The following is a 25,946-nucleotide window of genomic DNA, read 5'->3' as shown; positions in this document are numbered from 1 at the left end:
GCAACACGGTTTCGGAGTGCCGACAGACCGCGCGCGCGGTGATTCCGTCGTCGCGTGTCCGGGCCCGCCGGGGGGTCGCGCGCATCGCGTTCAGGCCGGCAGGGCGATGGACACCCGCGAATACAGGCGCAGACCCGTTTCTGGATGCGCCAAGTGGTTGTTTTAGCGCCGGAAACCTTGGGGAGGGACCGCGCGTTGTGCTATGATTTCCTGTCGTTTTGATCGCGTCGCCGTGGCCGGTACGCGCAGCACTGGCGGATGCCGCCGGTGCCTGGAAACCGAGCCGCGCAGACAGGATGCAAGCCCACTCGATGGTCGATTCCGCGAAAGAAATCATCCCCGTCAACCTCGAAGACGAGATGCGCCGCAGCTACCTCGATTACGCGATGAGCGTGATCGTGGGGCGCGCGCTCCCCGACGTCCGCGACGGCCTCAAGCCGGTCCACCGCCGTGTGCTGTTCGCGATGAACGAGCTCGGCGCGCACAGCAACAAGCCGTACTTCAAGTCGGCGCGTATCGTCGGCGACGTCATCGGCAAATACCACCCGCACGGCGACCAGTCGGTCTACGACACGCTGGTGCGCATGGCCCAGCCGTTCTCGCTGCGCTACATGCTGGTCGACGGGCAGGGCAACTTCGGTTCGGTCGACGGCGATTCGGCGGCGGCGATGCGTTACACCGAGGCGCGCATGGCGCGCCTGACGCACGAGCTGATGGCCGACATCGACAAGGAAACGGTCGATTTCCAGCCCAATTACGATGAAAAGGAGCTCGAGCCGTCGGTGATGCCGACGCGCTTCCCGAACCTCCTGGTCAACGGCTCGGCCGGCATCGCGGTCGGCATGGCGACCAATATCCCGCCGCACAACCTCAACGAGGTCGTCGATGCGCTGATCGCGCTGATCGACAATCCCGAGATCGACATCGATGGCCTGATGGACTACATCCCGGGCCCCGATTTCCCGACCGCCGGCATCATCAACGGCGTCGGTGGCATCCATCTGGCCTACCGCACCGGCCGCGGACGCGTGCGCATGCGCGCGCGCGCCGCGATCGAAGTCGCCGACAACGGTCGCGAGGCGATCGCGGTCACCGAGATTCCCTACCAGGTCAACAAGGCGCGGCTGATCGAGAAGATCGCCGAGCTGGTCAAGGAAAAACGCCTCGAAGGCATCAGCGAGCTGCGCGACGAGTCCGACAAGGACGGCATGCGCATCTACATCGAGGTCAAGCGCGGCGAATCGGCCGAGGTGGTGCTCAACAACCTCTATTCGCAGACGCAGATGGAGTCGGTGTTCGGCATCAACATGGTGGCGCTGGTCGATGGCCGCCCGCAGCTGCTGAACCTCAAGCAGATCCTCGAGGCCTTCGTCCGCCATCGCCGCGAAGTGGTCACGCGCCGGACGATCTTCGAACTGCGCAAGGCCCGTGCACGCGCGCACATCCTCGAAGGCCTGACGGTCGCGCTCGCCAACATCGACGAGATGATCGAGCTGATCAAGACCTCGGCGAACCCCAACGAGGCACGCGAGCGCATGCTGGCGCGCACCTGGGCGCCGGGTCTCGTGGCCTCGCTGCTCGGCGCGGCGGGCGCGGATGCCTCGCGGCCCGAGGACCTGCCCGACGGCGTCGGCCTGGTCGCGGGCATGTACCAGCTCACCGAGACCCAGGCGCAGCAGATCCTGGAAATGCGCCTGCACCGCCTGACCGGGCTGGAGCAGGACCGTCTCACCGAGGAATACAAGCTGCTGCTGGAGACCATCCGCGGCCTGATCGAGATCCTCGAGGATCCCGACGTGCTGCTCGAGGTCATCCGCACCGAACTGCGCAACGTCAAGGAAGAATTCGGCGACGCGCGCCGCAGCGAGATCCGCGCCAGCGAGGAGGATCTTGACATCCTCGACCTGATCGCGCCCGAGGACGTGGTGGTCACGCTGTCGCATTCGGGCTATGCCAAGCGCCAGCCGGTCAGTGCGTATCGCGCGCAGAAGCGCGGTGGCCGCGGCCGCAATGCGGCATCGACGAAGGACGAGGATTTCATCGAGCAGCTGTGGCTGGTCAACACCCACGACACCTTGCTGACCTTCACCAGCGCCGGTCGCGTGTTCTGGCTGCCCGTGCACCAGTTGCCCGACGCCGGGCCGAATGCCCGCGGTCGCCCGATCATCAACTGGATTCCGCTCGAAGCGGACGAGAAGGTGCAGGCCGTCGTGCCGGTACGCGAGTATCTCGAAGGCCAGTACGTGTTCTTCGCCACGCGCGCTGGCACGGTCAAGAAGACCCCGCTCACCGAGTTCGCCTATCGCCTGGCCCGCGGCAAGATCGCGATCCGCCTCGACGAAGATGACGCGCTGATCGGCGTGGCGTTGACCGATGGCGACAAGGACGTGTTGCTGTTCGCCTCGAACGGCAAGACGGTGCGCTTCGCCGAAGACCGCGTGCGGTCGATGGGCCGCACCGCCGGTGGCGTGCGCGGCATCCGGTTGCGCGCGGGCGAGCAGGTGGTGAGCCTGATCGTGGCCGAGAGCGCGGGCGTGGTCGTGGACGACGATGCTGCGGACGACGGGGCCGAGGACGTCGCGCTGGACGCGAACGGCGAGGCCGTGATCGTGGAAACCGGCGCCGGCGACGACATTCCCTACATCCTGACCGCCACCGAGAACGGCTACGGCAAGCGCACGCCGCTGTCGGAATATCCCTGCAAGGGACGCGGTACCCAGGGCGTGATCGGCATCCAGACCACCGAGCGCAACGGGCCGCTGGTCGGCGCGGTGCTGCTGCGCAACCACGACGAAGTGCTGCTGATCTCCAATGGCGGCACCCTGGTGCGCACGCGTGCGTCCGAGATCGCACGGGTCGGCCGCAATACACAGGGCGTCACCCTGATGCGCCTGTCCAAGGACGAGCGTCTGCAGGGCATCGAGCGGGTCGACGGCTCGATCGACGACGACGTCATCGACGACGGCATCACGCCGCTGCCTGGCGTCGATGCGGTGCCGACTGCGGACACGCCGTCGCCGGACGCCTGATCGCGCCGGCATCGCACCGTCAGCGGTGCGCTGCGGACTGCGCTCCGCTGCTTGGCAGCGCAGCGCATCGCGGTCCGTACGGCCGCTGGGCGGGTGTCGATACAGACGCCCAGCGGTGCGCATGGCGGCGCGCAGCGCCGGTCGGGCAGGGCGCGGGCGCCCTGATGCCGGGTCATTCCCGGCGGCCCATCCGTGTATCCGGATCGCCGTGTACGCCGCGCCTTGACTGCGGCCTGCGCGGCCTCGTTTCGACGCCGCCTGTCCGCGGCCGTCCTGCCCCTTCGAACCCCAGCCGGTAGAATTCGCCGATGCCTCTTATGACCTTGAATGACGTCGATTACGGCGTCGGCGGCCCGCTGCTGCTGCACGGCGTCGCCATGACGATCGACCGCGGCGAGCGCGTCGCGCTGATCGGCCGCAACGGCGCCGGAAAATCCACACTGATGCGCCTCATCGCCGGCGAGCTGAAGCCCGACGACGGCGAGATCCGCCGCGAGCAGGGCGTGCGCATCGCGCGGCTCGAGCAGGAGGTGCCGGCCGGCGCCGGCGGCAGCGTGTTCGATGTCGTCGCCGAAGGACTGGGCGAGGCCGGCGCCGCGCTGGCCGAGTACCACCGCCTGCTGCAGGCAGAGGATTTCGACGCATTGGCCGACGTGCAGGCGCGGATCGAGGCGCTCGACGGCTGGCGCATCGAACAGCGCGTGACCGAAGTGCTCGAACGCCTGCAGCTCGATGGCGACGCGGTGTTCTCCGCGCTGTCGGGCGGCATGAAGCGGCGTGTGCTGCTGGCGCGCGCGGTGGTCTCGGCACCGGACATCCTGCTGCTCGACGAGCCGACCAACCATCTCGACATCGCCGCGATCGACTGGCTCGAAGGGTTTCTGAAGCAGTGGGCCGGCGCCATCGTCTTCGTCACCCACGACCGGCGCTTCCTGCGTGCGCTCGCTACCCGCATCGTCGAGATCGACCGCGGCCAGCTGACCAGCTGGCCCGGAGACTGGGACAACTACGTGCGCCGGCGCGAGGAACGGCTCAATGCCGAGGCCCAGGAACAGGCGCGTTTCGACAAGCTGCTGGCACAGGAGGAGACGTGGATCCGCCAGGGCATCAAGGCCCGGCGCACCCGCGACGAGGGCCGCGTGCGTCGGCTCGAGGCGATGCGCAACGAACGTGCCCAGCGTCGTGATCTCACCGGCAACGTGCGCATGGCGGCCGCGCAAGCGAACGCGTCCGGCAAGAAGGTCATCGAGCTGAAGAACGTGTCGTTCCGCTTCGGCGAGCGCCGCCTGATCGAGGACTTCTCGACGACGATCTTCCGCGGCGACCGCGTCGGCCTGATCGGCGCCAACGGCACCGGCAAGACCACGCTGCTCAAACTCCTGTTGGGTGATCTGCAGCCGCAGGCCGGCGAGGTGAAGAGCGGTACCCAGCTCCAGATCGCGTATTTCGACCAGTATCGCGCCACCCTGCGCGAGGACTGGAACGCGCTGGAGAACGTCGCCGAGGGCCAGGATTTCGTCGAGATCAACGGCGCGCGCAAGCATGCGATCGGCTATCTGCAGGATTTCCTGTTCACGCCCGAACGTGCGCGCGCGCCGATCACCCGGCTCTCGGGCGGGGAGCGCAACCGCCTGCTGCTGGCCAAGTTGTTCGCGCAGCCGTCGAACCTGCTGGTGATGGACGAACCCACCAACGATCTCGACGTCGAGACGCTGGAGCTGCTCGAGGAACTGCTGGCCGACTACCCGGGCACGCTGCTGCTGGTCAGCCACGACCGCGACTTCCTCGACCACGTCGTGACCTCCACGCTGGTGATGGAAGGCGAGGGCCGTGTCGGCGAGTACATCGGCGGTTACGAGGACTGGCTGCGTCAGCGGGCCGAGCCCGGCACGGGCCTGCCGGCCGCGACGCTGGGCATGCGTAGGCCCGAGCCCGCCGCCGTGACGGCGCCTGCCGCCGCGGTGGACGTCGCGCCTGCGCCGCCGAAGCGCAAACTCAGCTACAAGGACCAGCGCGAGCTCGAACAGCTGCCGGCGCGGATCGAACAGCTGGAAACCGAGATCGCCACGCTGACCGCCGCCATGAACGACCCGGCGTTCTACCAGCGCGATGCCGCGGCAATCGCGGCGCACGGCGCATCGCTGCAGACGACGCAGGACGCGCTCGACGCGGCCTACCTGCGCTGGACCGAACTGGACGCCTGAGACGCGCGCATGAACGACCTTCCGCTGCGGCCGGTCAGCCGGTTCGAGATGCCGGCGTGGCTGCATGGCGCGGTCGAAACCGCCGCCGATGCCCGCCGGCTTCAGAGGAAGGCGGTGGCGCACGTGCGGAGGGACCGGGCGCGTGGGCGCAGCTGCGCGGTCGCGCACTACAAGGTGGCAATCCACCAGGCGGTGGTCGATTCGAACGGCCTCGATGCGTACACCGGCGAGATGCTCGACCGGCATCTCATCAGCCGCTACCGCAACGAGGAATCACGAGAAGGACGTCATCTCTACCGGCGCGGATTCGCATTGCTGCCGAGCGTGGATCACGAGGTCGCCAGCGAGGCGTCCAGCCGGTTCCGCATCTGCGCCTGGCGCACCAACGACGCCAAGAACGATCTCGCGCCGGACGCGTTCATCGCGCTGTGCCAGCGCGTGCTGACGCATGCCGGTTGGCAGGTCGTGCCGCCGGAGCGTGTTCCGTGCTGATCACCCGTCCGCTTCCGGCCGAGACCGACCTGCTCGCGTTGCATCGCGCCGCACCGGATCGCTATCCGCTGCTGCTGCAGTCGGTCGCCCACGGCACCGCCCACGCGCGCTGGGATCTGCTGCTGGCGGCCGACGGCGCGCAATTGCAGCTCGGACGCGACGGGTGCACACGCGATGCACATGGAGGCCTCGTCGCCGGTGACTTTCTCGATGCGCTCGACGCCGCCTGGCACGCGGCGCGGATCGAACGTGCGGCGCCGCGGTGGCCGTTCCGCGGCGGCTGGGCGCTGTTCCTGGGCTACGAGCTCGCGGGCCAGGTGGAGCCGGTGCTGCGCCTGCCCGATGCGCCGGGTGGACTTCCGGTCGCGGTCGCGCGGCGGTGTCCGGCGGCGATCCTGCGCGACCACGGCACCGGGGAATGCGTCGCGGTCGCCGAACCCGGATACGAAGGGCTGCTCGATCGACTGTTCACCGATGTCACCGATGCCACCGATGCAGACGGCAGCGCGCTTCCCGAATGGACGCCGCCGTCCGCGATCGACGAGGACCCCGACGCGCGCTTTCTCGACGGCGTATGCCGCGTGCTGGACTATCTCGCCGCCGGTGACGTGTTCCAGGCCAACCTCTCGCGCGGCTGGCGTGCGCACTTCGATGCGCCGCTCGATCCGGCCGCGCTGTACGCGCGCCTGCGCCAGCACAACCCGGCGCCGTTCGCCGGCCTGTTCGCGGGCGCCGGCTGGGCGGTCGCCAGTGCCTCGCCGGAACGGCTGGTGTCGATCCGCGGCGACGTGGTCGAGACGCGTCCCATCGCCGGCACACGTGCGCGCTTCGAGGGCGACGACGACGCGGCGCGCATCGGCGAGCTGGTCGGACATCCGAAGGAGCGCGCCGAGCACGTGATGCTGGTCGATCTGGAGCGCAACGACCTCGGGCGCGTCTGCACCCCGGGTTCGGTCGAGGTCGACGAACTGATGTGCGTGGAGAGCTACGCCCACGTCCACCACATCGTCAGCAACGTGCGCGGTCGCCTGCGCGACGGCGCGACCCCGGGCGAGGTCATCGCCGCGGTGTTCCCGGGCGGCACGATCACCGGCTGTCCCAAGGTGCGCTGCATGCAGATCATCGCCGAGCTCGAAGGGCAGGGCCGCGGCGCCTACACCGGCGCGATGGGCTGGCTGAACCGCGATGGCGACCTGGATCTCAACATCCTGATCCGCAGCGCCGAGGTGGAGGGCCACGAGGCGCGGTTCCGCACCGGCGCCGGCATCGTGGCCGACTCCGATCCGCAGCGCGAACTCGACGAAACCCGCGCCAAGGCCCGCGGCACGCTGCGTGCGCTGGGTGTCGATGGCTGATCGACGCGTGCGTCGAGGCCGTGTTCGCGACGCGTCCGGGCCGCCACGGTATCCTGCTGGCCCTGTCGCGATCCCAGACGGCCACCGCCGCCCATGACCGAACCCGTGAAACGCCGAGGCCGCCGCATCGGCCTGCTCCTGCTGCTGTGCGTGCTGGCGCTGGGCGCCGCCGCTGCGTATCTGCTCTACGACCGCTACACCGGATTCGCCGATGCGCCGCTGGCGGGTGTCGAGCCCGGACAGACCTTCGTCGTCGAACGGGGCGATTCGTTCCAGCGCGTCCTCGGTACGCTGCGCACGGCCGGCATCGTCGAAGGGCACGAACTCGAATGGCGCGTGCTCGCCCGGCAACTCGGCGCCGATGCACGCATCCAGGTGGGCGAGTATCCGCTCGACCCGTCGGTCACCCCGCGTGAGCTGCTGGTGCGCATGCGCGATGGCCGGGTGATCCACCATCGCTTCACCATCGTCGAAGGCTGGAACATCCGGGAGCTGCGCGCCGCACTGGCGCGGGCCGAGCCGCTGGTGCAGACGTTGCCCGACATGGACGATGCCGCGCTGATGGCGGCGCTCGGACACGACGGCGTGCATCCCGAGGGGCGGTTCCTGCCCGAGACCTATCTTTACACGCGCGGCGATCGCGACATCGACCTGCTGCGCCGCGCGAACACCGCGCTTGAGGCCGCGCTCGACCATGCCTGGGAGACGCGCGCGGCCGGTCTCGAGCTGAAGGATCGCGAACAGGCCTTGGTCATGGCCTCGATCATCGAGAAGGAAACCGGCGTCGCCGACGAGCGCCCGCAGATTTCCGGCGTGTTCAACCGACGTCTGCAGGTGGGCATGCGCCTGCAGACCGACCCCACCGTGATCTACGGCATGGGCACGGCCTACGAGGGCAACATCCGCCGACGCGACCTGCAGACCGACACGCCCTACAACACCTACACCCGCGACGGTCTGCCACCGACGCCGATCGCGATGGCCGGCAAGGCCGCGATCGAGGCGGCGACGCATCCCGCCGACGGCGACACGCTGTACTTCGTCGCGGTCGGTGACGGCAGCGGCCGGCATGTGTTCTCGCGGACCTACGCCGAGCACAACGTCGCCGTGCGCGACTACGTGCGCCGCTATCGCGCCCGGTTCGGCGGCGGTAACGCCAGCACCGGCGCAGCCGCCGATACCGCCGCGGGCGGCGAGGCCGCGCCGCCGAACGAGGCCGAGGTCGAAGCCGCCATCGGCGCCGGTACGGAGGCGACCGGGGAATGAGCGGCCTGCGCGCCTATCCGCGCTTCATCACGATCGAGGGCGGCGAAGGGGCCGGCAAGAGCACCGTGCTGCACGCGCTGCGCGACGCGCTCGCGGGCGACGGCGAAGTGGTGTGCACGCGCGAACCCGGCGGCACCCCGCTGGCCGAGCTCATCCGCGGCCTGCTGCTCGACCCGGCCCACGAGCCGGCGTCGGCGGAGACCGAGCTGCTGCTGGTGTTCGCCGCACGCGTGCAGCACGTGCGCGAGACGCTGCTGCCCGCGCTCGAACGCGGCGCCTGGGTGATCAGCGACCGCTTCACCGACTCGAGCTACGCCTACCAGGGCGGCGGCCGTGGCATCGCGCCGGAGCGGATCGCCGCGCTCGAACACGGATATGTCGGTATCGAGCCGGCGCTGACGTTGCTGCTCGATCTCGGCGTGGCCCAGGGCCGCGACCGCGCCCGGGCCCGGGACGCCGTGCCCGACCGGATCGAGGCCGAGCAGGACGCGTTCTTCGAACGCGTGCGCGCGGGGTTCCTGCAGCGCGCCGCCGCGCATCCGTCACGCGTGCGCATCATCGATGCCGCACGTGCCGCCGACGCGGTGGCGGCCGACGCCGTGCGCGCGGTGCAGTCCTTGCGCGTGCCGGCATGAGCGGGGCGATGCCCGCACTCGCGCCCTGGCAGCAGCGCATCCTGGTGCGGACCCGCGAGACGCTGGACGCACAGCGTCTCGGCCATGCGCTGCTGTTCTGCGGCCCGGCGCTGCTGGGCAAGCGCGCGGTCGCCGATGCGCTCGCCGCGCACATCCTCGGCGCGGACACCGATGCCCGGGTCGCGCAGCTGATCGCGGCGGGGACGCATCCGGATTTCCACCGCGTGTCGTTCGGCCTGACCAAGGATGGCAGCAAGCTGCGCAGCGAAATCGTCATCGAACAGATCCGCGATCTGTCGCAGAAGCTGTCGCTGACGCCGCAGTACGGGCGGGCCCAGGTCGCGATCGTCGATCCGGCCGATGCGGTCAACAACGCCGCCTGCAACGCCCTGCTCAAGACCCTCGAGGAACCGCAGCCCGGCCGGCACCTGTGGCTGATTGCCGCGAATCCGGCGCGCCTGCCCGCGACCATCCGCAGCCGCTGTCAGCGGATCGAATTCCGCCTGCCGCCGCGCGATGAGGCGCTCGCCTGGCTGGCCGCGCGCGGGCACGCCGCGGCCGATGCGGCCGAGGCCCTCGACGCGGCTCAGGGGCATCCGGGTCTGGCCGCCGAATGGCTCGACACCGGTGGCCTGCAGCTGCGGCGCGAGGTGCAGAAGGATCTCGCCGGCATCGCACGCGGAGAGGTCGCGGTCGTGTCCACTGCACAGCGCTGGGCCGGCGACGAGCACGCGGCCTCGCGCCTGCGTCACGCGGCCGATCTCGCGCTCGCACGCGCGGCCGGCTTGACCGATCCGGCGGGAATCGGGAAGCTGGCCGCGTGGTTCGATGCGGCCAATCGCACACGCGATCTGCTCCGGACGACGGTCCGCGCCGATCTGGCGATCACCGAACTGCTGCTGGCCTGGCGCGACAGCGCCAAGCGCCACTGACTTCACAGGCTGGGAATGACACAATGAGTGCAACCGGAGCAGGCGCGCGACAAGGCATCCTGTCGTTGGCGGTCAAGGACAAGGCCGCGCTGTACAACGCGTACATGTCCTACCTCAAGCACGGCGGCATCTTCGTGCCGACACCCAAGCGCTACTTCCTCGGCGACGAGGTCTTCCTGTTGCTGACCCTGCCCGAGTCGTCCGACCGTCTGCCGACCGCTGGCAAGGTGGTCTGGGTGACGCCGGCCGGCGCCCAGGGCAACCGCACTGCCGGTGTCGGCGTGCAGTTCGCCGACACACCGGAGGGCGATGCACTCAAGGGGCGCATCGAGACGCTGCTGGCCGGCACGCTGACGTCCGAGAAGCCGACCCACACGATGTAGGCGGGCTGGACGCGCCACATCGTGGCGCGTCGCTCAGCGCGTGTCGGCGAGCATCGCCCGCAATGCCGGGTGGCGGATCTCGACGACGTCGAACAGGCCGGCCGCGCGCAGGTAGGCGGCACGTCGCAGCAGCTCGTCCTCGTAACGGCGGCGCAGCGCTTCGTCGTCTTCCTCGTCGATCGCCAGTCGCGCGAGCTCGGAGAATTCCTCGATCCAGCCCAGTGCCGCGTAGGCATCCGCCGACGCGGGCGCGTTGCGCATGCCCTGAGGGCCCGAATCGTTGTGCACGACGTCCACGCCTGCCTCCTCGTTCCTGAATAAACCGTCTGGACGGTATAGTCTAGAATCACGGGTCCATCGTCAACGTCCGTGTGCGCCCGACATGATCCGCAAGCCCCGCAGCGATGCCCGCGCCCGCATCCTCGATGCCGCGCTCGCCGTGGCCGACCGGGTGGGGGCCGCGCATCTCACGCTCGACGCGGTCGCCGCCGAAGCCGGCGTCAGCAAGGGTGGCCTGCTGTACCACTTCGCCAGCAAGGACCTGCTGCTGCGCGGCGTGGTCGAACACCACATGGCCGAACACCAGCGCGACCTGGACCTGGCGGCGACGCAGTTCCCGCCCGATGCCGGTGGCTATCTGCAGGCCTTCGTGCACGCGCAGAGCGGGGAGCTGACGTCCCGGCGCAAGGAGCCGGGCGTGACCCAGTCCTTCATCGCGGCGGCGGTGAACACGCCGGATCTGATGGATCTGCCCCGGCAGCAGGCGCGTGCGCACATCGGGCGGCTGCGTGCACTGGGTCCGGAATTCATCGATGCGCTGCTGGTGACGCTGGCGCTCGATGGCCTTTTTTTCGGCGATACGTTCGAGATGCTCGATCTTGCCGAAGCCGAGCGCGAACAGCTGCTCGAAGTGCTGGCCGAGCGCGCAAAGGCCTTGGCCGCCCGCCATTCCGGCGAGGCCTGAGTCCGGCGCGCGTCAGCGCGGCGGATTCAAGCGCGGGCGATACGCCCGTGCCCCACGCGACATTCGCGCGGCGCCGGAGGCTCCGCCGGCACCGCGCGCGTGGATCAGGCTGGCTGTGTGTCGGCGCGCAGTGCCGGCGCATCCCAGCCCGGTCGCGGAGCGAAGCGGTCGCCGTGACGCGTCTGCAACGCACGCAGACGCTCGAGCACCACGTCGACGCCGGTATCGCGGATGTACTGGATCGGGCCGCCGCGGAACGGCGCGAACCCGGTGCCGAAGATCACGCCGGCGTCGAGCAGATCCGCATCGGCGACCACGCCATCGTGCAGCGCCGCCACGGCCTCGTTGAGCAACGGCAGGACCAGCCGGTCCTCCAGGTCGTCCGGCGTCCGGTAGTCCTTCGGCACCTCGGGCTTGACGGCCTTGCCGTCCTGCCACGTGTACAGGCCCTGGCCGTCCTTCTTGCCGCGCTTGCCGGCCTCGGGCGGCTTCGCCAGCGAGGCCGGAATCTGCAGGCCCAGGAAGGGTGCGAGTTCCTGGCCGACGCCGGACGCGATGTCCAGGCCGACGGTGTCGATCAGCTCGATCGGCCCCATCGGCATGCCGAAGTTGACCGCGGCACGATCGATCACCGCGCCGGGAATGCCTTCGGCGTAAGCGGTGGCGGCTTCGAGCATGTAGGGAAACAGCAGGCGGTTGACCAGGAAGCCCGGCGTGCCGGCGACCGGCACCGGCAGCTTGTCGATGGCCTTGCAGAACGCCGCGAGCCGGCGTGCGGTGTCGTCGGAGACGCCGTCGTGATGGACGATCTCCACCAGCGGCATCGAGGCCACCGGATTGAAGTAGTGCAGGCCGGCGAACTGGGCCGGACGCTGCACGTGCGCGCGCAGCTCGTCGAGCGGAATCGACGAGGTGTTGGTGGTCAACAACGCGTCGGGCTTGAGCCGCGGTTCGATCGTGGCGTAGAGCTCGCGCTTCGCATCCGCGCGCTCGACGATCGCCTCGATCACCAGATCCGCGTCGGCGACGCCGTCACCGGCCAGATCCGAGCGCAGGCGCGCCGCCACGGCCGGGCGCTTGGCCTCGTCCTTGACCTTTTTCTCGAACAGGGTCGCGGCACGTGCCTGGGCCTTGTCGATGAAGGTCTGCTCGCGATCCTGCAGGGTGACGTCGAGCCCCTTGTAGGCGGCCCAGGCCGCGATGTCGCCGCCCATCACGCCGGCGCCGACCACGTGCACACGCTGGATGGGCGCGAGCTGCGCCGCGGATTTCCCGCCGAGGCCCTTGAGCCGTTCCATCAGGAAGTAGACCCGGGTCAGGTTGCGCGCGGTGGGAGTGCCCGCCAGTTTGACGACCGACTTGCGCTCCGCCGCCAGCAGCGCACGGGTATCGCCGGACGCGCGCTTCCAGGTCTCGACCATCGCGTAGGGCGCGGGGTAATGCGCCTTCTTCGCCTTGCGGGCGACCTGCTTGAGCAGCACCGGCGCAAGCGCCTGACGCACCGGCCAGCTGTTGGTGGCCCAGGCGAGGGCGCGCTGCTTGAACGGACGCGTGGTGCCACGGCGCGCAAGCGCGATCGCGGTGTCGAGCACCAGCGCCGGCTCGACGACCTTGTCCACCAGGCCGATGCCGCGCGCGGCCTTGGCCGACAGGGCGCGGCCGGTGAGCATCATGTCGAACGCGGCCGGAGCACCGACCAGACGCGGCAGGCGGACGCTGCCGCCCCAGCCGGGATAGATGCCGAGTTTGACTTCGGGCAGCCCGATCTTCGTCGACGGATCGCTGCTCGCCACCCGGTAATCACAGGCGAGCGCGATTTCCGTGCCGCCGCCCATGCAGAACCCATGGATCGCGGCGACGGTCGGGCAGGGCAGTTCGGCCAGACGCTGGAACGCCATCTGCCCGCGACGGATCGAATCGCCGATCGTGCCCTTGGCGTCGAACGCCTGGAACTCGCGGATGTCGGCGCCGGCGATGAAGCCTTTCTCCTTCGCCGAGCGGATCACCAGCGCCGCCGGTGGGTCTAGCGCGAGGCGTTCGAGCAGCGCATCGAGTTCGATCAGCACGTCCTGCGCGAAGGTGTTGACCGATTCGCCGGCGCGATCGAACGACAGCACCAGCACGCCGTCCTCGCGCGGTTCGGCTTGCCAGTGACTGAAGCGGAGACCGTCGAGGCCTGCGAACATACGGCACCATCCGTTAGGGTATGGGGAATCCGCCTATGATCCCGAGGTTGCTTCTGCGCCGTCAAATCAGTGCTTCAAAGCGCTGTTTGAAGCCGGCGTCCGGCACGTGCCGGAGGTCCTGCTTGCAGGACGCAGACAACGCCCCAAGGAATGCATCACGGCGTGGCGCACGATGCCATACCGGTCGTGACGGAACTTTTCGCGCGACACGCCTGTCTTAACGCCCGTGCCAGGCCGGGCCCCTGAAGGAGATCCGGCTCGATGGCCGAGGAACACGACAGCCAGGAGTGCCTGACTCTGGACGAGGAACTGGTCAGACGCGTGCAGCGCGGCGACATCGCGGCATTCGATCTGCTCGTACGCAAGTATCAGCACCGCATCGCCGCGCTGATCGGGCGCTACGTGTCGGACTGGAGCGAAGTGCAGGACGTCGCGCAGGAAACCTTCATCCGGGCGTACCGGGCGATCGGCAACTTCCGCGGCGATGCGCAGTTCTACACCTGGTTGCACCGCATCGCGGTCAATACCGCGAAGAACCACCTGGTCGCGCACAACCGCCGGCCGCCGATCGACGACATCGACATCGAGGATGCCGAGCAGTTCGACAGCGGCATCCGTCTGCGCGACAGCGATACGCCCGAGCGTGAACTGATGCGCCAGCAGCTGGAACAAACGGTGGTCCGCGCGGTCGAAGCCTTGCCCGAGGAATTGCGCGTGGCGATCAATCTCCGCGAGGTCGACGGCCTCAGCTACGAGGAAATCGCCGAGCGCATGGGCTGCCCGATCGGCACCGTGCGTTCGCGGATCTTCCGCGCACGCGATGCGATCGACCGAGAACTCAGGCCCCTGATGGACAACGAACGACTTGTGGAGCGCGTGACCCGATGAGCCCTGCCGACGACATCGATACCCTTCAGCTCGGCCCCGACCCGGACAAGCTCGAGCTGTACCACCGCCAGCAGCTGTCGGCGATGCTCGACGGCGAGCTGCCGCAGGACCAGGCGCGGTTCCTGCGTCGCCGGTTGCAGCACGACGGTGAATTGTCCAACTGCTTCGAGCGCTGGCAGGTCTGTGGCGACGTGCTGCGCGGACGGCAGGTGTCGCTGCTGCCGGCCGACTTCGCCGATCGCATCGCCCGCGGGATCGCCGAGGACGGCGTGGTCGTGGCGTCCGCGGCGCCTGCACGACGCCCGCGGCTGCTGCAGTGGGGTGGAGGCGCGGCACTGGCGGCCTCGGTCGCCCTGGTCGCCCTGTTCGTCGGGCGCCCCGGCACGTTCGAAGACGACGGCGATGCGCGTCCGGCCCCTGCGCTTGCCGTGGCGGGAGCGGAGACGCCCGTGTCGGATGCGACCGCCGATGCCAGCGCCCTGACCGCGGTGACGCCCGAAGCGGGCCTCGCGATTGCGGGCGCGGCTCTGGCGGCGGCGGAATTGCCGCGCCGTGCGAATGGCGATCGTTCGACGCGCGAATCGAATACGCGGGTGCAGCGCGCGCGCTCGGACGCATCGGCGCGCGTCGCCGTCACGGCGGCTCCGCAGACGCCGTCTGGCGCGTCCGTGCTTGTCGACGCGGCCGCGATGCGGGCAGCGGCGCCGACGTCGGGTCTGCCGGACGCGGGCGTCGTCGCCCGGCCGTGGCCGCGGGCGTCGATGCTGTCGGCCGACAGCAGCTTCTCCGTCCGCTACGGCGAGACGTTCCCGGAACCGTCCTGGGGCGAGCGTGCGTCGGGCAGTGCGGTGCTGCCGAGGTTCCCCGTCGATCCGGCCGACACGGCCGCACGCACGCCGGCGCGCGCGCTGCCCTGACCGCCGCACGCATACCGGTCCTTCAGCGTTTGCTGATCGCATCTCCGGCGAGCCGTCCCTGATCCAGATCGTTTCCTGACTTTCGAGTGCTGCCCATGACGTCGATGAAGAAATCCCTGCTCGCGGTGTCCCTCGTTGCGGTCCTGTCCGCGGCGACCACCGCGTTCGTGTTGCCGGCCGCCACCGCGCAGTCGGCGCAGGCCACGCAGGCCGACAGTGCGACCACGGTGTCGTCGACGCCGCAGGCACCGCTGGTCAGCGGCTTGCCCGACTTCACCCGGCTGGTCGAGCGTGTGGGGCCGGCCGTGGTCAGCATCGAGACGACGATGGGCGCACGTCAGGGCCGCGGCCAGCAGATGCCCGACGACGCGCAGATTCCCGAAATCTTCCGCCGCTTCTTCGGCCCGGGCTTCGAATTTCCGGGCGGGCCGGGCGGGCCGGGCGGCCAGGGCGCACCGGACAGCGCGCCGCGCGGCATGGGCATGGGCACCGGCTTCATCATTTCCGCCGACGGCTATCTGCTGACCAATCACCATGTCATCGATGGCGCCGACGAGGTCAAGGTGCGCTTGTCGGACCGCCGCGAGTTCGCCGCGACGGTCGTCGGCAGCGACGCCGAATCCGATGTCGCCGTGCTCAAGATCGAGGCCAGTGGCCTGCCGATGCTGCGTTATGGCGATTCGGGTGCGGTCAAGCCCGGCCAGTGGGCGGTCGCGATCGGCTCGCCGTTCGGTTTCGAACAATCGGTCACTGCCGGCATCGTCAGCGCGGTGCAGCGTTCCAACCAGTACGCCAATCAGCGCTACGTGCCCTTCATCCAGACCGACGTGCCGATCAATCGCGGCAACTCGGGCGGCCCGCTGCTGAACGTGTCCGGCGAGGTGATCGGCATCAACTCGCAGATCTTCAGCAACTCCGGCGGCTACATGGGCGTGAGCTTCGCGATTCCGATCGACCTGGCGGCGAACGTCGCGGAGCAGATCAAGAAGACCGGCAGCGTGCAGCGCGGTTCGCTGGGCGTGCAGGTCTCGAACGTGACCCCGGAAGCCGTCGCCGGTTTCGGCCTGCCCGATACCCGTGGCGCGCTGGTCCAGGAAGTGCTGCCGGGCAGCCCCGCGCAGCGTGCAGGCATCGAGCCCGGCGACGTGATCCGCACCGTGGACGGCACCCAGATCAACAGCTCGAGCGAGCTGCCGCCGCTCGTCGGCGGCAAGGCGCCGGGCACCCGGATCAAGCTGCAGGTGTTCCGCGAAGGGCGTACCCGCGATTACGACGTCACCCTGAGCGCGCTCGACTCGGGCAGCACCGCATCGACCGGGACCACGCGGCCCCAGGCCAGCGCACCCGACAGCGCCGCGAACGCGCTCGGACTCGTCGGCCGTGATCTGGACGCCGCGCAGCGTCGGCAGTTCGGCATCGCCGGCGACGAAGGCGTGCTGGTCGGCAATGCCGGTCGCGGCCCCGCCGCGTCTGCCGGCATCACCCAGGGCGACGTGATCCTGCGCGTCGGTCGCACGCCGGTCGGCAGTGCGGCCGCGTTGGACCGGGCACTGCGTGACGTCAAGCCGGGCGACACGGTCATGCTGCTGGTGCGCGGCCGCGGCGGCGCGACCCAGTACCGGGCGGTCACCGTGCCCGAGGCGGGCGAGCGCTGAGCCTGCGCTCCCTACGCCGGCACAGCCTTCGACGGCCCGCGACGGCATCGCCTTCGCGGGCCGTCGTGGTCTGCGAAGGCCGGGCCCGGCACTGGTGCGGCCGGTGTCCGCCGCGGCGGGGCGCTATGCGATAATCGCCCGTTATCTTTTCGACGACGGCTCGGCCGCCGCCCAATGACCCACGATCCGATGCGGTACATCCGCAACTTCTCCATCATCGCCCACGTCGACCACGGCAAGTCGACGCTCGCCGATCGCATCATCCAGCTTTGCGGCGGGCTCCAGGCCCGCGAGATGGAGGCGCAGGTGCTCGACTCGAATCCGATCGAGCGCGAGCGCGGCATCACGATCAAGGCGCAGTCCGTGTCGCTGCCGTACACCGCGCGCGATGGACAGACCTACCATCTGAACTTCATCGACACCCCCGGTCACGTCGACTTCTCCTACGAGGTCAGCCGTTCGCTGGCCGCGTGTGAAGGCGCGCTGCTGGTCGTCGATGCCGCTCAGGGCGTGGAAGCGCAGTCGGTCGCCAACTGCTATACCGCGGTCGAGCAGGGCCTGGAAGTGATCCCGGTGCTCAACAAGATCGACCTGCCGACGGCCGACATCGAGAAGGCCAAGGCCGAAATCGAAGCGGTGATCGGCATCGACGCGGAGGACGCGGTCGCGGTGAGTGCCAAGACCGGCCTCAACGTCGAAGAGGTGCTCGAGGCGATCGTGCACCGGATTCCGCCGCCGAAGCCGCGCGATACCGATCGCCTGCAGGCGCTGATCATCGACTCGTGGTTCGACAACTACCTCGGCGTGGTGTCGCTGGTGCGCGTGATGCAGGGCGAGATCACGCCCAAGACCAAGATCCTGGTGATGTCGACCGGGCGTACGCACGACGTCGACAAGGTCGGCGTGTTCACGCCCAAGCGCAAGGAACTGCCGGCCCTGCGGGCAGGCGAAGTGGGCTGGATCACCGCATCGATCAAGGACGTGCACGGCGCGCCGGTCGGTGACACGCTGACCCTGGCGGCCAAGCCGGCCGACAAGCCGTTGCCCGGTTTCCAGGAGATGCAGCCGCGCGTGTTCGCCGGTCTGTTCCCGGTCAACGCCGAGGACTATCCGGATCTGCGCGAAGCACTCGACAAGCTGCGCCTCAACGATGCCGCACTGCGTTTCGAGCCCGAGAGCTCGGAAGCGATGGGCTTCGGCTTCCGCTGCGGCTTCCTCGGCATGCTGCACATGGAGATCGTGCAGGAGCGCCTTGAGCGCGAGTACGACCTCGACCTGATCAGCACCGCGCCGACGGTGATCTACGAGGTGCTCAAGACCGACGGCGAGGTGATGCCGCTCGACAATCCGGCCAAGCTGCCGCAGGCGAACCTGATCGAGGAAGTGCGCGAGCCGATCATCCGCGCGAACATCCTCACCCCCGAGGCCTACATCGGCGCGATCATCAAGCTGTGCGAGGACAAGCGCGGCATGCAGATCGGCATCCAGTACATGGCCAGCCAGGTGCAGATCAGCTACGAGCTGCCGATGGCCGAGGTGGTGCTGGATTTCTTCGACAAACTCAAATCGGTCAGCCGCGGCTACGCCTCGCTCGACTACCAGTTCCTGCGATTCCAGGCGGGTCCGTTCGTGCGCGTGGACACGCTGATCAACGGCGACAAGGTGGACGCGCTGTCGCTGATCGTGCACCGCACGCACGCTGATCGCCGTGGCCGCGAGCTGACCGAGAAGATGAAGGAACTGATTCCGCGCCAGCAGTTCGACGTGGCGATCCAGGCGGCGATCGGTGCGCAGGTGATCGCGCGCACGACGGTCAAGGCGCTGCGCAAGAACGTGCTGGCCAAGTGCTACGGCGGCGACATCTCGCGCAAGAAGAAGCTTCTCGAGAAGCAGAAGGAAGGCAAGAAGCGGATGAAGCAGGTCGGCCGTGTGGAGATTCCGCAGGAGGCCTTCCTGGCGGTGCTGAGCACGAGCCGTGAGTCGTAAGGACGTGATTGGTGATGCGTGATTGGTGATTCGAAAGAGCGGCGAGCGCCGCAACCGGTAAAGTTCGTGGGCAGATGCATGTTTATTCTTGGGCGTGACGCTGGAGGACTACTGGTTCTTCCAAGCACGAATCACCCATCACCAATCACGGCTCCTGAGGTTTCCGCATGAAATGGTTCGAGACCGCGCTGGTCGTGCTGACGCTGCTGACCGGCGTCATCTGGTTGCTGGACAAGCTGGTGCTGGCCAAGGGGCGCGCGCGCCGCGGCGGCCTGATCGAAGCCAAGGAGCCGGTCCTGGTCGACTACTCCAAGGCGTTCTTCCCGGTCTTGTTCGTCGTGCTGATCCTGCGCAGCTTCGTCTCGGAGCCGTTCCGCATTCCCTCCAGTTCGATGATGCCGACGCTGCTGATCGGCGATTTCATCCTGGTCAACAAGTTCAGCTACGGTATCCGGCTGCCGATCACCAACAAGAAGATCATCGATATCGGTGAGCCCGCGCGTGGTGACGTGGTGGTGTTCCGCCCGCCGCAGCACCCCGACCAGGACTGGATCAAGCGCGTCATCGGTCTGCCGGGCGATACCGTGGAGTTCCGTGACAACCAGGTACTGGTCAACGGCACGCCGTTCGGCTACGAGCGCCTGGGCACCTACGAGGGTGTGGGCCGCGGCGCGGAGATGACCGGTGCGTCGCTGTACGCCGAGCAGATGCCGGACCGGCGCCACGAGGTGCTGCACATCGACCAGGCCGCGCCCTTCCATCTGGGCGAGGGGACGTTCCATGTGCCGCAGGGCCACTATTTCGTCATGGGCGACAACCGTGACCGCAGCGACGACGGCCGCTTCTGGGGTACGCTTCCCGAGACCCAGCTGCGTGGCAAGGCGTTCCTGATCTGGATGAACGTCGACAGTGCCGCGCCCGGCTGGGTCGACTGGGGACGGATCGGTCAACCGATCCGCTGAGCAACGGGGCTGGACATCGAGGGGACGTCCCAAATGAAACGCACGCAACGCGGCATCACCCTGCTGGGCTTCATCATCGTGCTGGCAGTGGTCGGCTTCTTCGCCTACATCGGCATGAAGCTGTTTCCGATGTACTCCGAGTACTACAGCGTCAAGGCGGCCCTCAAGGGGCTTGCCAACGAATCCGGCGTCGCGGCCTCGGATCCGGCGCGTATCCAGGACCTGTTCTTCCGTCGGCTGTACATCAGCTACTCGGAGAACGTGAAGCCGCAGAACGTCAAGATCCGCCGTGCCGACAACGGCTGGCAGATGGACGTGCAGTACGAGGTGCGCCGGCCGCTGATCGGCAACCTCGACGTCGTGGGCAAGTTCCACGCCACGCAGACGCTGACCCGCGGTGGCGACGGCGTTTGACCGGCAGCAGGGGCGGTTCGCGGCGCATACGTTCCGCGATCCCGCCCTGCTGGTGCAGGCGCTGACGCATCGCAGCGCCGGCGCGCCGCACAACGAGCGTCTGGAATTCCTCGGCGACGCGATCCTCGGGGCGCTGATCGCCGAGGCGCTGTACGGCCGCTGGCCGACGGCCGACGAAGGCACGCTGACCCGCGCACGTGCCGAGCTGGTGCGCGAATCGTCGCTGGCCGCGATCGCCCGCGAGCTCGATCTCGGGGCCCGGCTGGTGATGGGCCCCGGCGAAATGAAATCCGGCGGACATCGCCGGGACTCGATCCTGTCCGATGCGCTCGAGGCGGTGATCGCGGCGGTGTATCTCGATTCCGATCTCGATACCTGCCGGCGGGTGATTCTGCCGCTGTTCGAGCGTCCGATCGTCGCGCTGTCCAGTGGCCGGGTGGCCAAGGACGCCAAGACCCGCCTGCAGGAATGGCTGCAGGCGCGACAGCAGCCGCTGCCACAGTACGAACTGCTTGCCGAGACCGGCGAGGAGCACGCGAAGATCTTCCTGGTGCGCTGCAGCCTGGCCGAGGCCGGTGTCGCCGCCGAGGGGCAGGGCAGCTCGCGCCGGGCCGCGGAACAGCAGGCGGCCGAGGCGGTCATCGGCCTGCTCGACGTCGCTGCCTGAGCGGCGGGCGCGGGTCGCCGGTGCCGCCAGCGTCGGGCGGGGCGGCATTTCCGTAGAATGCCGCCATGACCGAATCTTCCGCCACGCCCCACCACGCCGGCTTCGTCGCCGTCATCGGCCGACCGAACGTCGGCAAATCCACGCTGGTCAACGCGCTCGTCGGCGCCAAGGTCAGCATCGTTTCGAACCGGCCGCAGACCACGCGCCACCGCCTGCTCGGCATCGCGACGTTTCCCGAGGGCCAGCTGTTGCTGGTCGACACACCCGGCATCCACCGCGAGCAGAAGCGCGCGATGAACCGGATCATGAACCGTGCGGCACGCGGTGCACTCGAGGGCGTGGACGCGGCCCTGCTGGTGGTCGTGGCCGGGCGCTGGGACGAGGAAGACACCCTGGCGTTCGAGGCCCTGCGCGATGCGGGCGTGCCGGTGGTGCTGGTGGTCAACCAGGTCGACCGGATCAAGGACAAGACCGCGCTGCTGCCGTATCTGCAGACGGTCACCGAAGGCCGCGACTTCGCCGGTGTGGTGCCGCTGTCGGCGCTCAAGCGCAAGGGCCTGGAGCAACTGGTCTCGACCGTGCTGCCGCTGGTGCCCGCGCAGGACGCGCTGTACGGCGAGGACGAGATCACCGACAAGAGCCAGCGCTTCCTGGCCGGTGAGCTGGTGCGTGAGCAGCTGATGCGCCAGCTCGGCAACGAGCTGCCGTATGCGACCACTGTCGAGATCGAGAGCTTCACCGTCGACGGCGCAATGCTGCGGATCGGCGCGGTGATCTGGGTCGAGCGCGAGGGGCAGAAGGCCATCGTCATCGGCAAGGCCGGCAGCCGGCTCAAGGAGATCAGCACCAAGGCCCGGCTGGGCATGGAACGGCTGTTCGAAGCCAAGGTGTTCCTCGAGACCTGGGTGCGCGTGCGTGAGGGTTGGTCGGACGACGAAGCCGCGCTCAAGGCGCTCGGCTACGGCGACTGAGGGGCCCGGGATGCGCGTCGACGAGCTGCCTGCGAGCGGTCGCCTGCACGGCCACTGCCTGTGCGGTGGCGTCTCGCTCAGCGTGCCGGGCACCGCGCGCGACGTGCACGCCTGCCATTGCGGCGCCTGCCGGCGCTGGCACGGTGGGCCGGCGATGGTGCTGCACGCGGGTGACGACCTGCGGATCGACGCCGGCGAGGGCCAGGTGCGCCGGTTCGCCTCGTCGGACTGGGCCGAACGTGCGTTCTGCAGCGTCTGCGGCAGCGCGCTGTTCTTTCTCAGCACCGGCGACAGGCAGTATTTCGTGGCGGCCGGCCTGTTCGACGTGATTCCCGATGCCCGTCTGCACTCGGAGATCTTCGTCGATGCCCGGCCGGCCTGGTACGACTTCGCGGGTACGCGGGAGCGCCTGACCGAGGCTGAATTCCTCGCCCGGGTCGGCGCCGCCGACTGAGCATCGGCGAGCGGACCGCGCGCCATGCGCATCGACGACGAACCCGCCTTCGTGCTGCATGCGCGGCCCTGGCGCGAGACCAGCCTGCTGGTGGAGGTGCTGAGCCGTGACCACGGCCGGCTGGGCCTCGTCGCGCGTGGCGTGCAGGGGCCGAAGCGCCACGTGCTGCGGGCGGCGCTGCAGCCGCTGCAGCACGTCCGACTGACCGCGGTCCTGCGCGGCGAACTCGCGCAGCTGCGCGGCGCCGAAGCGCTCGACGCGGCCCCGCGACTGACCGGGGACGCGATGCTGGCCGGCTTCTACGTCAGCGAACTCGCGCTGCGCCTGGCACCGCGCCAGGATCCCGTGCCCGAGCTCTACGATGCCTATGCCGCAGTGCGCGAGCGGCTGCGCGCATCGTCCGGCCTGGCTTGGACACTGCGCCGCTTCGAGCGTGACCTGCTCGACGCACTCGGCGTGGGCTTCGCGCTGGACCATGACGGCGACGGTGAACCGATCGACCCCGCAGCCCGGTATCGCCTCGAGCCTGAGCATGGGCCGCGGCGCCTGCAGCGCGACACCGGCGCCGACGACCGCAATGCCGCGGCGACCGGGCACAGCCTGCTCGCCCTGGCCGCCGACGGTGCGCCGCCGGACGTCGCCGGGCTCGCCGGCCTGCGCCGTGCGTTGCGCAGCGTGCTGGCCCACCACCTCGGGCCGCGTGGGCTGAAATCCTGGGAACTCGCGAGCGATCTCGCGGGGCGTTAGGCGCGTCGCCGCATCACGGCATGCGCGTGATGCGGCGACGCCCGGCCTGCTCAGCGCGGCGCCAGGGTCGACTCGACGGCGGCGAGAAACGCGTTGAGCGCATCGGGTGATCCGGGCGTCGCGTGCAGGTCCGCGGCGGCGGCGTCCATGCGCTCGGCGCCGACGAAGCCGCAGCCGGCGCGCAGGCGGTGCACCGCGTGGCGCACGGCATCCGATTCGCCCGCGCCGGCCGCGCGCACGACCGCATCGCGCGTTCCGGGCAATTCCCCGAGAAACAGGTCGCGCAGCGCCGCCGCATTCCCGGCGTTGCCGCCGACCGCGCGCAATGCGGACGCCGTGTTCCAGACCAGCGTCGCCTCAGTGTGCGGCGGTGTCGCCATGTCGCAGGTCGGCTCGCGGTCGGCGCCGGTGACGCGGCGGATGCCGGCCTGCCACGCGCCCGCCGACACCGGCTTGCTGAGCGCGAGCGCGAACCCTGCCGCACGCAGCGCGTCGAGGGCTTCGGGTTCGCGGGCGGCGGTGTGGGCGAGCGCCGGCGTCCGCAGCCCGTCGGCGCGCAACTGGTCCAGCAGGCCGACGCCGCTGCCGTCGGGCAGATGGGCGTCGATCAGCCAGGCGTCGTAGGTTTCGCGTGTCGCCAGCACCCGCGCGTCGGCCACCGAACCGGCGACGTCGACGTGGGCGGGCAGGGCGGCAGCCGCGGCGAGCAGGAAGCCGCGGCTCGTGGGATCGTCTTCGACCAGCAGCAATCGGGTCATGGGTGCTCCGTGCAGTGCGGGTATGCTCCGGCGATGTCCGTCCGCCTGATGACGATCCTAACGCTGTTGCTGGCCTGTGTGGCGCCCGCGCGGGCGCAGTCCGTGCAGGCGCAGATCGCGCGGGTGGTCACGCCGGTCGCCACGCTGGAGGACGTCCGCGTGGTGCTGGACTGGCCGGCCGACGCCCCGGACGGGCGGCTGCGGTTGCAGGCGGGACGGGTCGACGCCGGCGAGCTCGGCTGGACCTTCGAGCGCGTGGACTGGCAATGCCCGCTGCGCCGTGCGCAGGCGCCGGGCGGCGAGGAAGGCTGGCGCTGCGACGGCGTGGTCCGCGGCGCGCAGGGTGGCCCGTTGCGTCTCGCGATCGCATTGGACGCGGCGCACACCGGTGTCCGGCTCTCCGGTGATGGCGGTGCACTCGCGCTGCGCCGCGATGCGCGCACGCCCGACCGCACGGGCATCGATCTGCGCGCCGTGCCGGTCGCCTGGGCCGAAGCCCTGGTGCGCCAGGGCTGGGCTGGGGGTCAGCTGCGGGCGGGCCGGCTTGACGGCACGGTGCGGATCGACGCGCCGTCCGATCGGCCGCTGCGGATCGCGGCGGACCTGGCGCTGCGCGGCGTTGCACTGGAGTCCGACGCAGGCGACGTGGCCGGCGACGGGCTCGACGCGGATCTGGATTTCGATCTGCGCCTCCCGGCAGGCCGCACCCTGCTGACGCTGGACGGCCAACTGCGCGGCGGCGAACTTCTGTTCGGCAACGCCTATCTCGCGCTGCCTGAGACGCCGGTCGGCCTGGGCCTGACGCTGGCCCGCGACGACGGCGGCGACTGGCAGTTCTCCCGCCTCGCCTGGGACGACGGCGCCACGCTGCGGGTTGAAGGCCAAGCGCGACTGCGCCCCGACTTCACGGTCGATGCGCTGGCGCTCGAGATCGACAGCGCCGATGCACGCGACCTGCCGGCGCGCTATCTGTCCGGCTGGCTGGGCCTGGCCGGGCTGTCGGGCCTGTCGCTCGACGGTGGATTGGCGACGCGGCTGTCGATCGAGGACGGCGCGCTGCGCGATGCGCGGCTGCGCCTGCGCGATCTCGATATCGGCGACACCGCCGCGCGCTTCCGCTTCGACCGGCTGACGGGCGCGGTGCGTTACTCCACACATGCGCCGGTGCGCAGCAGCTTCGCCTGGGGCGGCGGGGCGCTGTACGGCATGCCGTTCGACGCCGCGGCGTGGACACTGCTCAGTGGCGACGGCCGGCTGCGCCTGCGTGATCCGGTGGCGCTGTCGTTCCTCGGCGGCCGCATCGGATTCGAGGCCCTGGTGCTGCGGCCACCGGCCGGCGACGAGAGCCTGCGCATGCAGACCGCGTTGCGGCTCGAGGGCCTCGACATCGGCGCGCTGGCCGAGGCGCTCGACTGGCCGCCGTTCGAGGGCACGCTCGAAGGCCGCATTCCGACCGTGCGTTACGCCGACAACCGCATCGAGTTCGACGGTGGCCTGACCATGGACCTGTTCGGCGGGCGCATCGACGTCGACGCGCTGTCGATCGAACGCCCGTTCGGCGTCGCACCGACCGTGTCCAGCGATCTCGCGCTCCACGGCATCGACCTGCACGCACTGACCAACGTCTTCGACTTCGGCAGCATCGAAGGGCGGCTGCACGGTCGCATCGACGGCCTGCGCCTGGTCGACTGGACCGCCACCGCGTTCGATGCCGAACTGCACACCGAGCGCACGCGTGGCGTGCGCCAGCGCATCAGCCAGCGCGCGGTGCAGAACATCTCCAGCGTCGGTGACGCCTCGTTCGTCACCAGCCTGCAGGGCCAGCTGATCGGCGTGTTCGACGACTTCGGCTATCGCGCGATCGGCATCTCCTGCCGGTTGCGCAACGAGGTCTGCCGGATGGGCGGTCTGCGTTCAGGGCCCTCGACCTTTACTATCGTCGACGGCAGCGGCCTGCCGCGGCTGGAAGTCGTCGGACACAACCGCGACGTCGACTGGCCCACGCTGGTGGCGCGCCTGGTCGCGGTGGCCGGTGGCGATGTCGAGCCGGTGTTCGACTGATCCTGACATTTTCTTTTTTA

At 69.5% G+C, this 25,946-nt stretch carries 22 protein-coding genes and 1 pseudogene; 20 read left to right on the top strand and 3 right to left on the bottom strand.

All coding sequences use genetic code 11. From position 1 onward, the window contains the following. Positions 1 to 311 precede the first annotated feature (311 nt). The 8 genes and pseudogenes from gyrA (at position 312) to ACF3M1_RS10375 (ending at position 10,296) form a co-directional block, all read left to right on the top strand. Positions 312 to 3,029, top strand: coding sequence for a DNA gyrase subunit A (gene gyrA, locus ACF3M1_RS10410; protein ID WP_394000388.1), 2,718 nt, complete (start codon positions 312 to 314; stop codon positions 3,027 to 3,029). A 308-nt stretch (positions 3,030 to 3,337) separates the two neighbouring features. Continuing rightward, positions 3,338 to 5,233: an ATP-binding cassette domain-containing protein gene (locus ACF3M1_RS10405; RefSeq protein ID WP_394000386.1), complete on the top strand. Its 1,896-nt coding sequence runs from the start codon at positions 3,338 to 3,340 to the stop codon at positions 5,231 to 5,233. A 9-nt stretch (positions 5,234 to 5,242) separates the two neighbouring features. Then, entirely contained in the window at positions 5,243 to 5,725 is a 483-nt protein-coding gene (locus ACF3M1_RS10400) for a hypothetical protein (protein WP_394000384.1), read from the top strand. Then, positions 5,719 to 7,080, top strand: coding sequence for an aminodeoxychorismate synthase component I (locus ACF3M1_RS10395; protein ID WP_394000382.1), 1,362 nt, complete (start codon positions 5,719 to 5,721; stop codon positions 7,078 to 7,080). The genes ACF3M1_RS10400 and ACF3M1_RS10395 overlap by 7 nt, the downstream gene beginning before the upstream one ends. A 93-nt stretch (positions 7,081 to 7,173) precedes the next feature. Further along, positions 7,174 to 8,214, top strand: a pseudogene (gene mltG / locus ACF3M1_RS10390) (endolytic transglycosylase MltG); the annotation flags it as partial. Between the two features lie 128 nt (positions 8,215 to 8,342). After that, on the top strand, positions 8,343 to 8,981 hold the full coding sequence (tmk, locus tag ACF3M1_RS10385; protein WP_394000380.1) for a dTMP kinase: 639 nt from the start codon (positions 8,343 to 8,345) through the stop codon (positions 8,979 to 8,981). Positions 8,982 to 8,989: 8 nt separating this feature from the next. Continuing rightward, positions 8,990 to 9,913: a DNA polymerase III subunit delta' gene (locus ACF3M1_RS10380; RefSeq protein ID WP_394000378.1), complete on the top strand. Its 924-nt coding sequence runs from the start codon at positions 8,990 to 8,992 to the stop codon at positions 9,911 to 9,913. Between the two features lie 23 nt (positions 9,914 to 9,936). Next, positions 9,937 to 10,296 carry a PilZ domain-containing protein gene (locus ACF3M1_RS10375; RefSeq protein WP_096208665.1) on the top strand — a complete coding sequence of 120 codons (360 nt, stop codon included), beginning with the start codon at positions 9,937 to 9,939 and terminating at the stop codon, positions 10,294 to 10,296. Between the two features lie 33 nt (positions 10,297 to 10,329). On the opposite strand, the gene ACF3M1_RS10370 is transcribed toward ACF3M1_RS10375, so the two are convergent. Then, on the bottom strand, positions 10,330 to 10,593 hold the full coding sequence (locus ACF3M1_RS10370) for a hypothetical protein (RefSeq protein WP_394000375.1): 264 nt from the start codon (positions 10,591 to 10,593) through the stop codon (positions 10,330 to 10,332). An 85-nt stretch (positions 10,594 to 10,678) separates the two neighbouring features. On the opposite strand from ACF3M1_RS10370, the gene ACF3M1_RS10365 reads away from it, so the two are divergent. Beyond that, entirely contained in the window at positions 10,679 to 11,260 is a 582-nt protein-coding gene (locus tag ACF3M1_RS10365; protein ID WP_394000373.1) for a TetR/AcrR family transcriptional regulator, read from the top strand. Between the two features lie 104 nt (positions 11,261 to 11,364). Here the strand turns inward: ACF3M1_RS10365 and ACF3M1_RS10360 are convergent, their stop codons facing one another. After that, a complete protein-coding gene (locus ACF3M1_RS10360) occupies positions 11,365 to 13,446 on the bottom strand; it encodes a 3-hydroxyacyl-CoA dehydrogenase NAD-binding domain-containing protein (protein ID WP_394000371.1) in 2,082 nt (693 codons plus the stop codon). A gap of 261 nt (positions 13,447 to 13,707) precedes the next feature. Between ACF3M1_RS10360 and rpoE the strand changes: the two genes are divergently transcribed. From rpoE to recO, 10 genes are all read left to right on the top strand, one after another. Then, on the top strand, positions 13,708 to 14,334 hold the full coding sequence (rpoE, locus tag ACF3M1_RS10355) for an RNA polymerase sigma factor RpoE (protein ID WP_394000369.1): 627 nt from the start codon (positions 13,708 to 13,710) through the stop codon (positions 14,332 to 14,334). Further along, on the top strand, positions 14,331 to 15,251 hold the full coding sequence (locus ACF3M1_RS10350) for a sigma-E factor negative regulatory protein (RefSeq protein WP_394000367.1): 921 nt from the start codon (positions 14,331 to 14,333) through the stop codon (positions 15,249 to 15,251). The genes rpoE and ACF3M1_RS10350 overlap by 4 nt, the downstream gene beginning before the upstream one ends. Positions 15,252 to 15,355: 104 nt before the next feature. Further along, positions 15,356 to 16,906 carry a Do family serine endopeptidase gene (locus tag ACF3M1_RS10345; RefSeq protein ID WP_394005237.1) on the top strand — a complete coding sequence of 517 codons (1,551 nt, stop codon included), beginning with the start codon at positions 15,356 to 15,358 and terminating at the stop codon, positions 16,904 to 16,906. A 189-nt stretch (positions 16,907 to 17,095) separates the two neighbouring features. Further along, positions 17,096 to 18,892, top strand: a complete 1,797-nt coding sequence (gene lepA / locus ACF3M1_RS10340; protein ID WP_394005236.1) for a translation elongation factor 4 — start codon at positions 17,096 to 17,098, stop codon at positions 18,890 to 18,892. A 167-nt stretch (positions 18,893 to 19,059) separates the two neighbouring features. Next, complete coding sequence (gene lepB / locus ACF3M1_RS10335; protein ID WP_394000365.1) at positions 19,060 to 19,854, top strand: signal peptidase I; 795 nt, start codon at positions 19,060 to 19,062, stop codon at positions 19,852 to 19,854. 33 nt (positions 19,855 to 19,887) lie between these two features. Beyond that, positions 19,888 to 20,268, top strand: coding sequence for a DUF4845 domain-containing protein (locus ACF3M1_RS10330; protein ID WP_394000363.1), 381 nt, complete (start codon positions 19,888 to 19,890; stop codon positions 20,266 to 20,268). Next, the gene (rnc, locus tag ACF3M1_RS10325) at positions 20,252 to 20,935 is read left to right on the top strand and encodes a ribonuclease III (protein ID WP_394000361.1); all 684 of its coding nucleotides are present in this window, start codon (positions 20,252 to 20,254) and stop codon (positions 20,933 to 20,935) included. The genes ACF3M1_RS10330 and rnc overlap by 17 nt, the downstream gene beginning before the upstream one ends. A 65-nt stretch (positions 20,936 to 21,000) precedes the next feature. Then, positions 21,001 to 21,906, top strand: coding sequence for a GTPase Era (era, locus tag ACF3M1_RS10320; RefSeq protein ID WP_394000359.1), 906 nt, complete (start codon positions 21,001 to 21,003; stop codon positions 21,904 to 21,906). 10 nt (positions 21,907 to 21,916) lie between these two features. Next, the gene (locus tag ACF3M1_RS10315) at positions 21,917 to 22,360 is read left to right on the top strand and encodes a GFA family protein (RefSeq protein ID WP_394000357.1); all 444 of its coding nucleotides are present in this window, start codon (positions 21,917 to 21,919) and stop codon (positions 22,358 to 22,360) included. 24 nt (positions 22,361 to 22,384) lie between these two features. Further along, positions 22,385 to 23,107, top strand: a complete 723-nt coding sequence (gene recO, locus ACF3M1_RS10310) for a DNA repair protein RecO (protein WP_394000355.1) — start codon at positions 22,385 to 22,387, stop codon at positions 23,105 to 23,107. 50 nt (positions 23,108 to 23,157) lie between these two features. Here recO and ACF3M1_RS10305 read toward each other — a convergent pair whose 3' ends face one another. Then, a complete protein-coding gene (locus ACF3M1_RS10305) occupies positions 23,158 to 23,865 on the bottom strand; it encodes a response regulator (RefSeq protein ID WP_394000353.1) in 708 nt (235 codons plus the stop codon). Between the two features lie 48 nt (positions 23,866 to 23,913). Here ACF3M1_RS10305 and ACF3M1_RS10300 point away from each other — a divergent pair, with 48 nt between their 5' ends. Beyond that, entirely contained in the window at positions 23,914 to 25,926 is a 2,013-nt protein-coding gene (locus tag ACF3M1_RS10300; protein WP_394000351.1) for a hypothetical protein, read from the top strand. The last annotated feature ends 20 nt before the right edge of the window (positions 25,927 to 25,946 follow it).

Origin of the sequence: Luteimonas sp. WGS1318, assembly GCF_043187535.1 — a bacterium.
Classification (GTDB): domain Bacteria; phylum Pseudomonadota; class Gammaproteobacteria; order Xanthomonadales; family Xanthomonadaceae; genus Luteimonas.
This window is presented reverse-complemented; position numbering and strand designations above follow the sequence as displayed.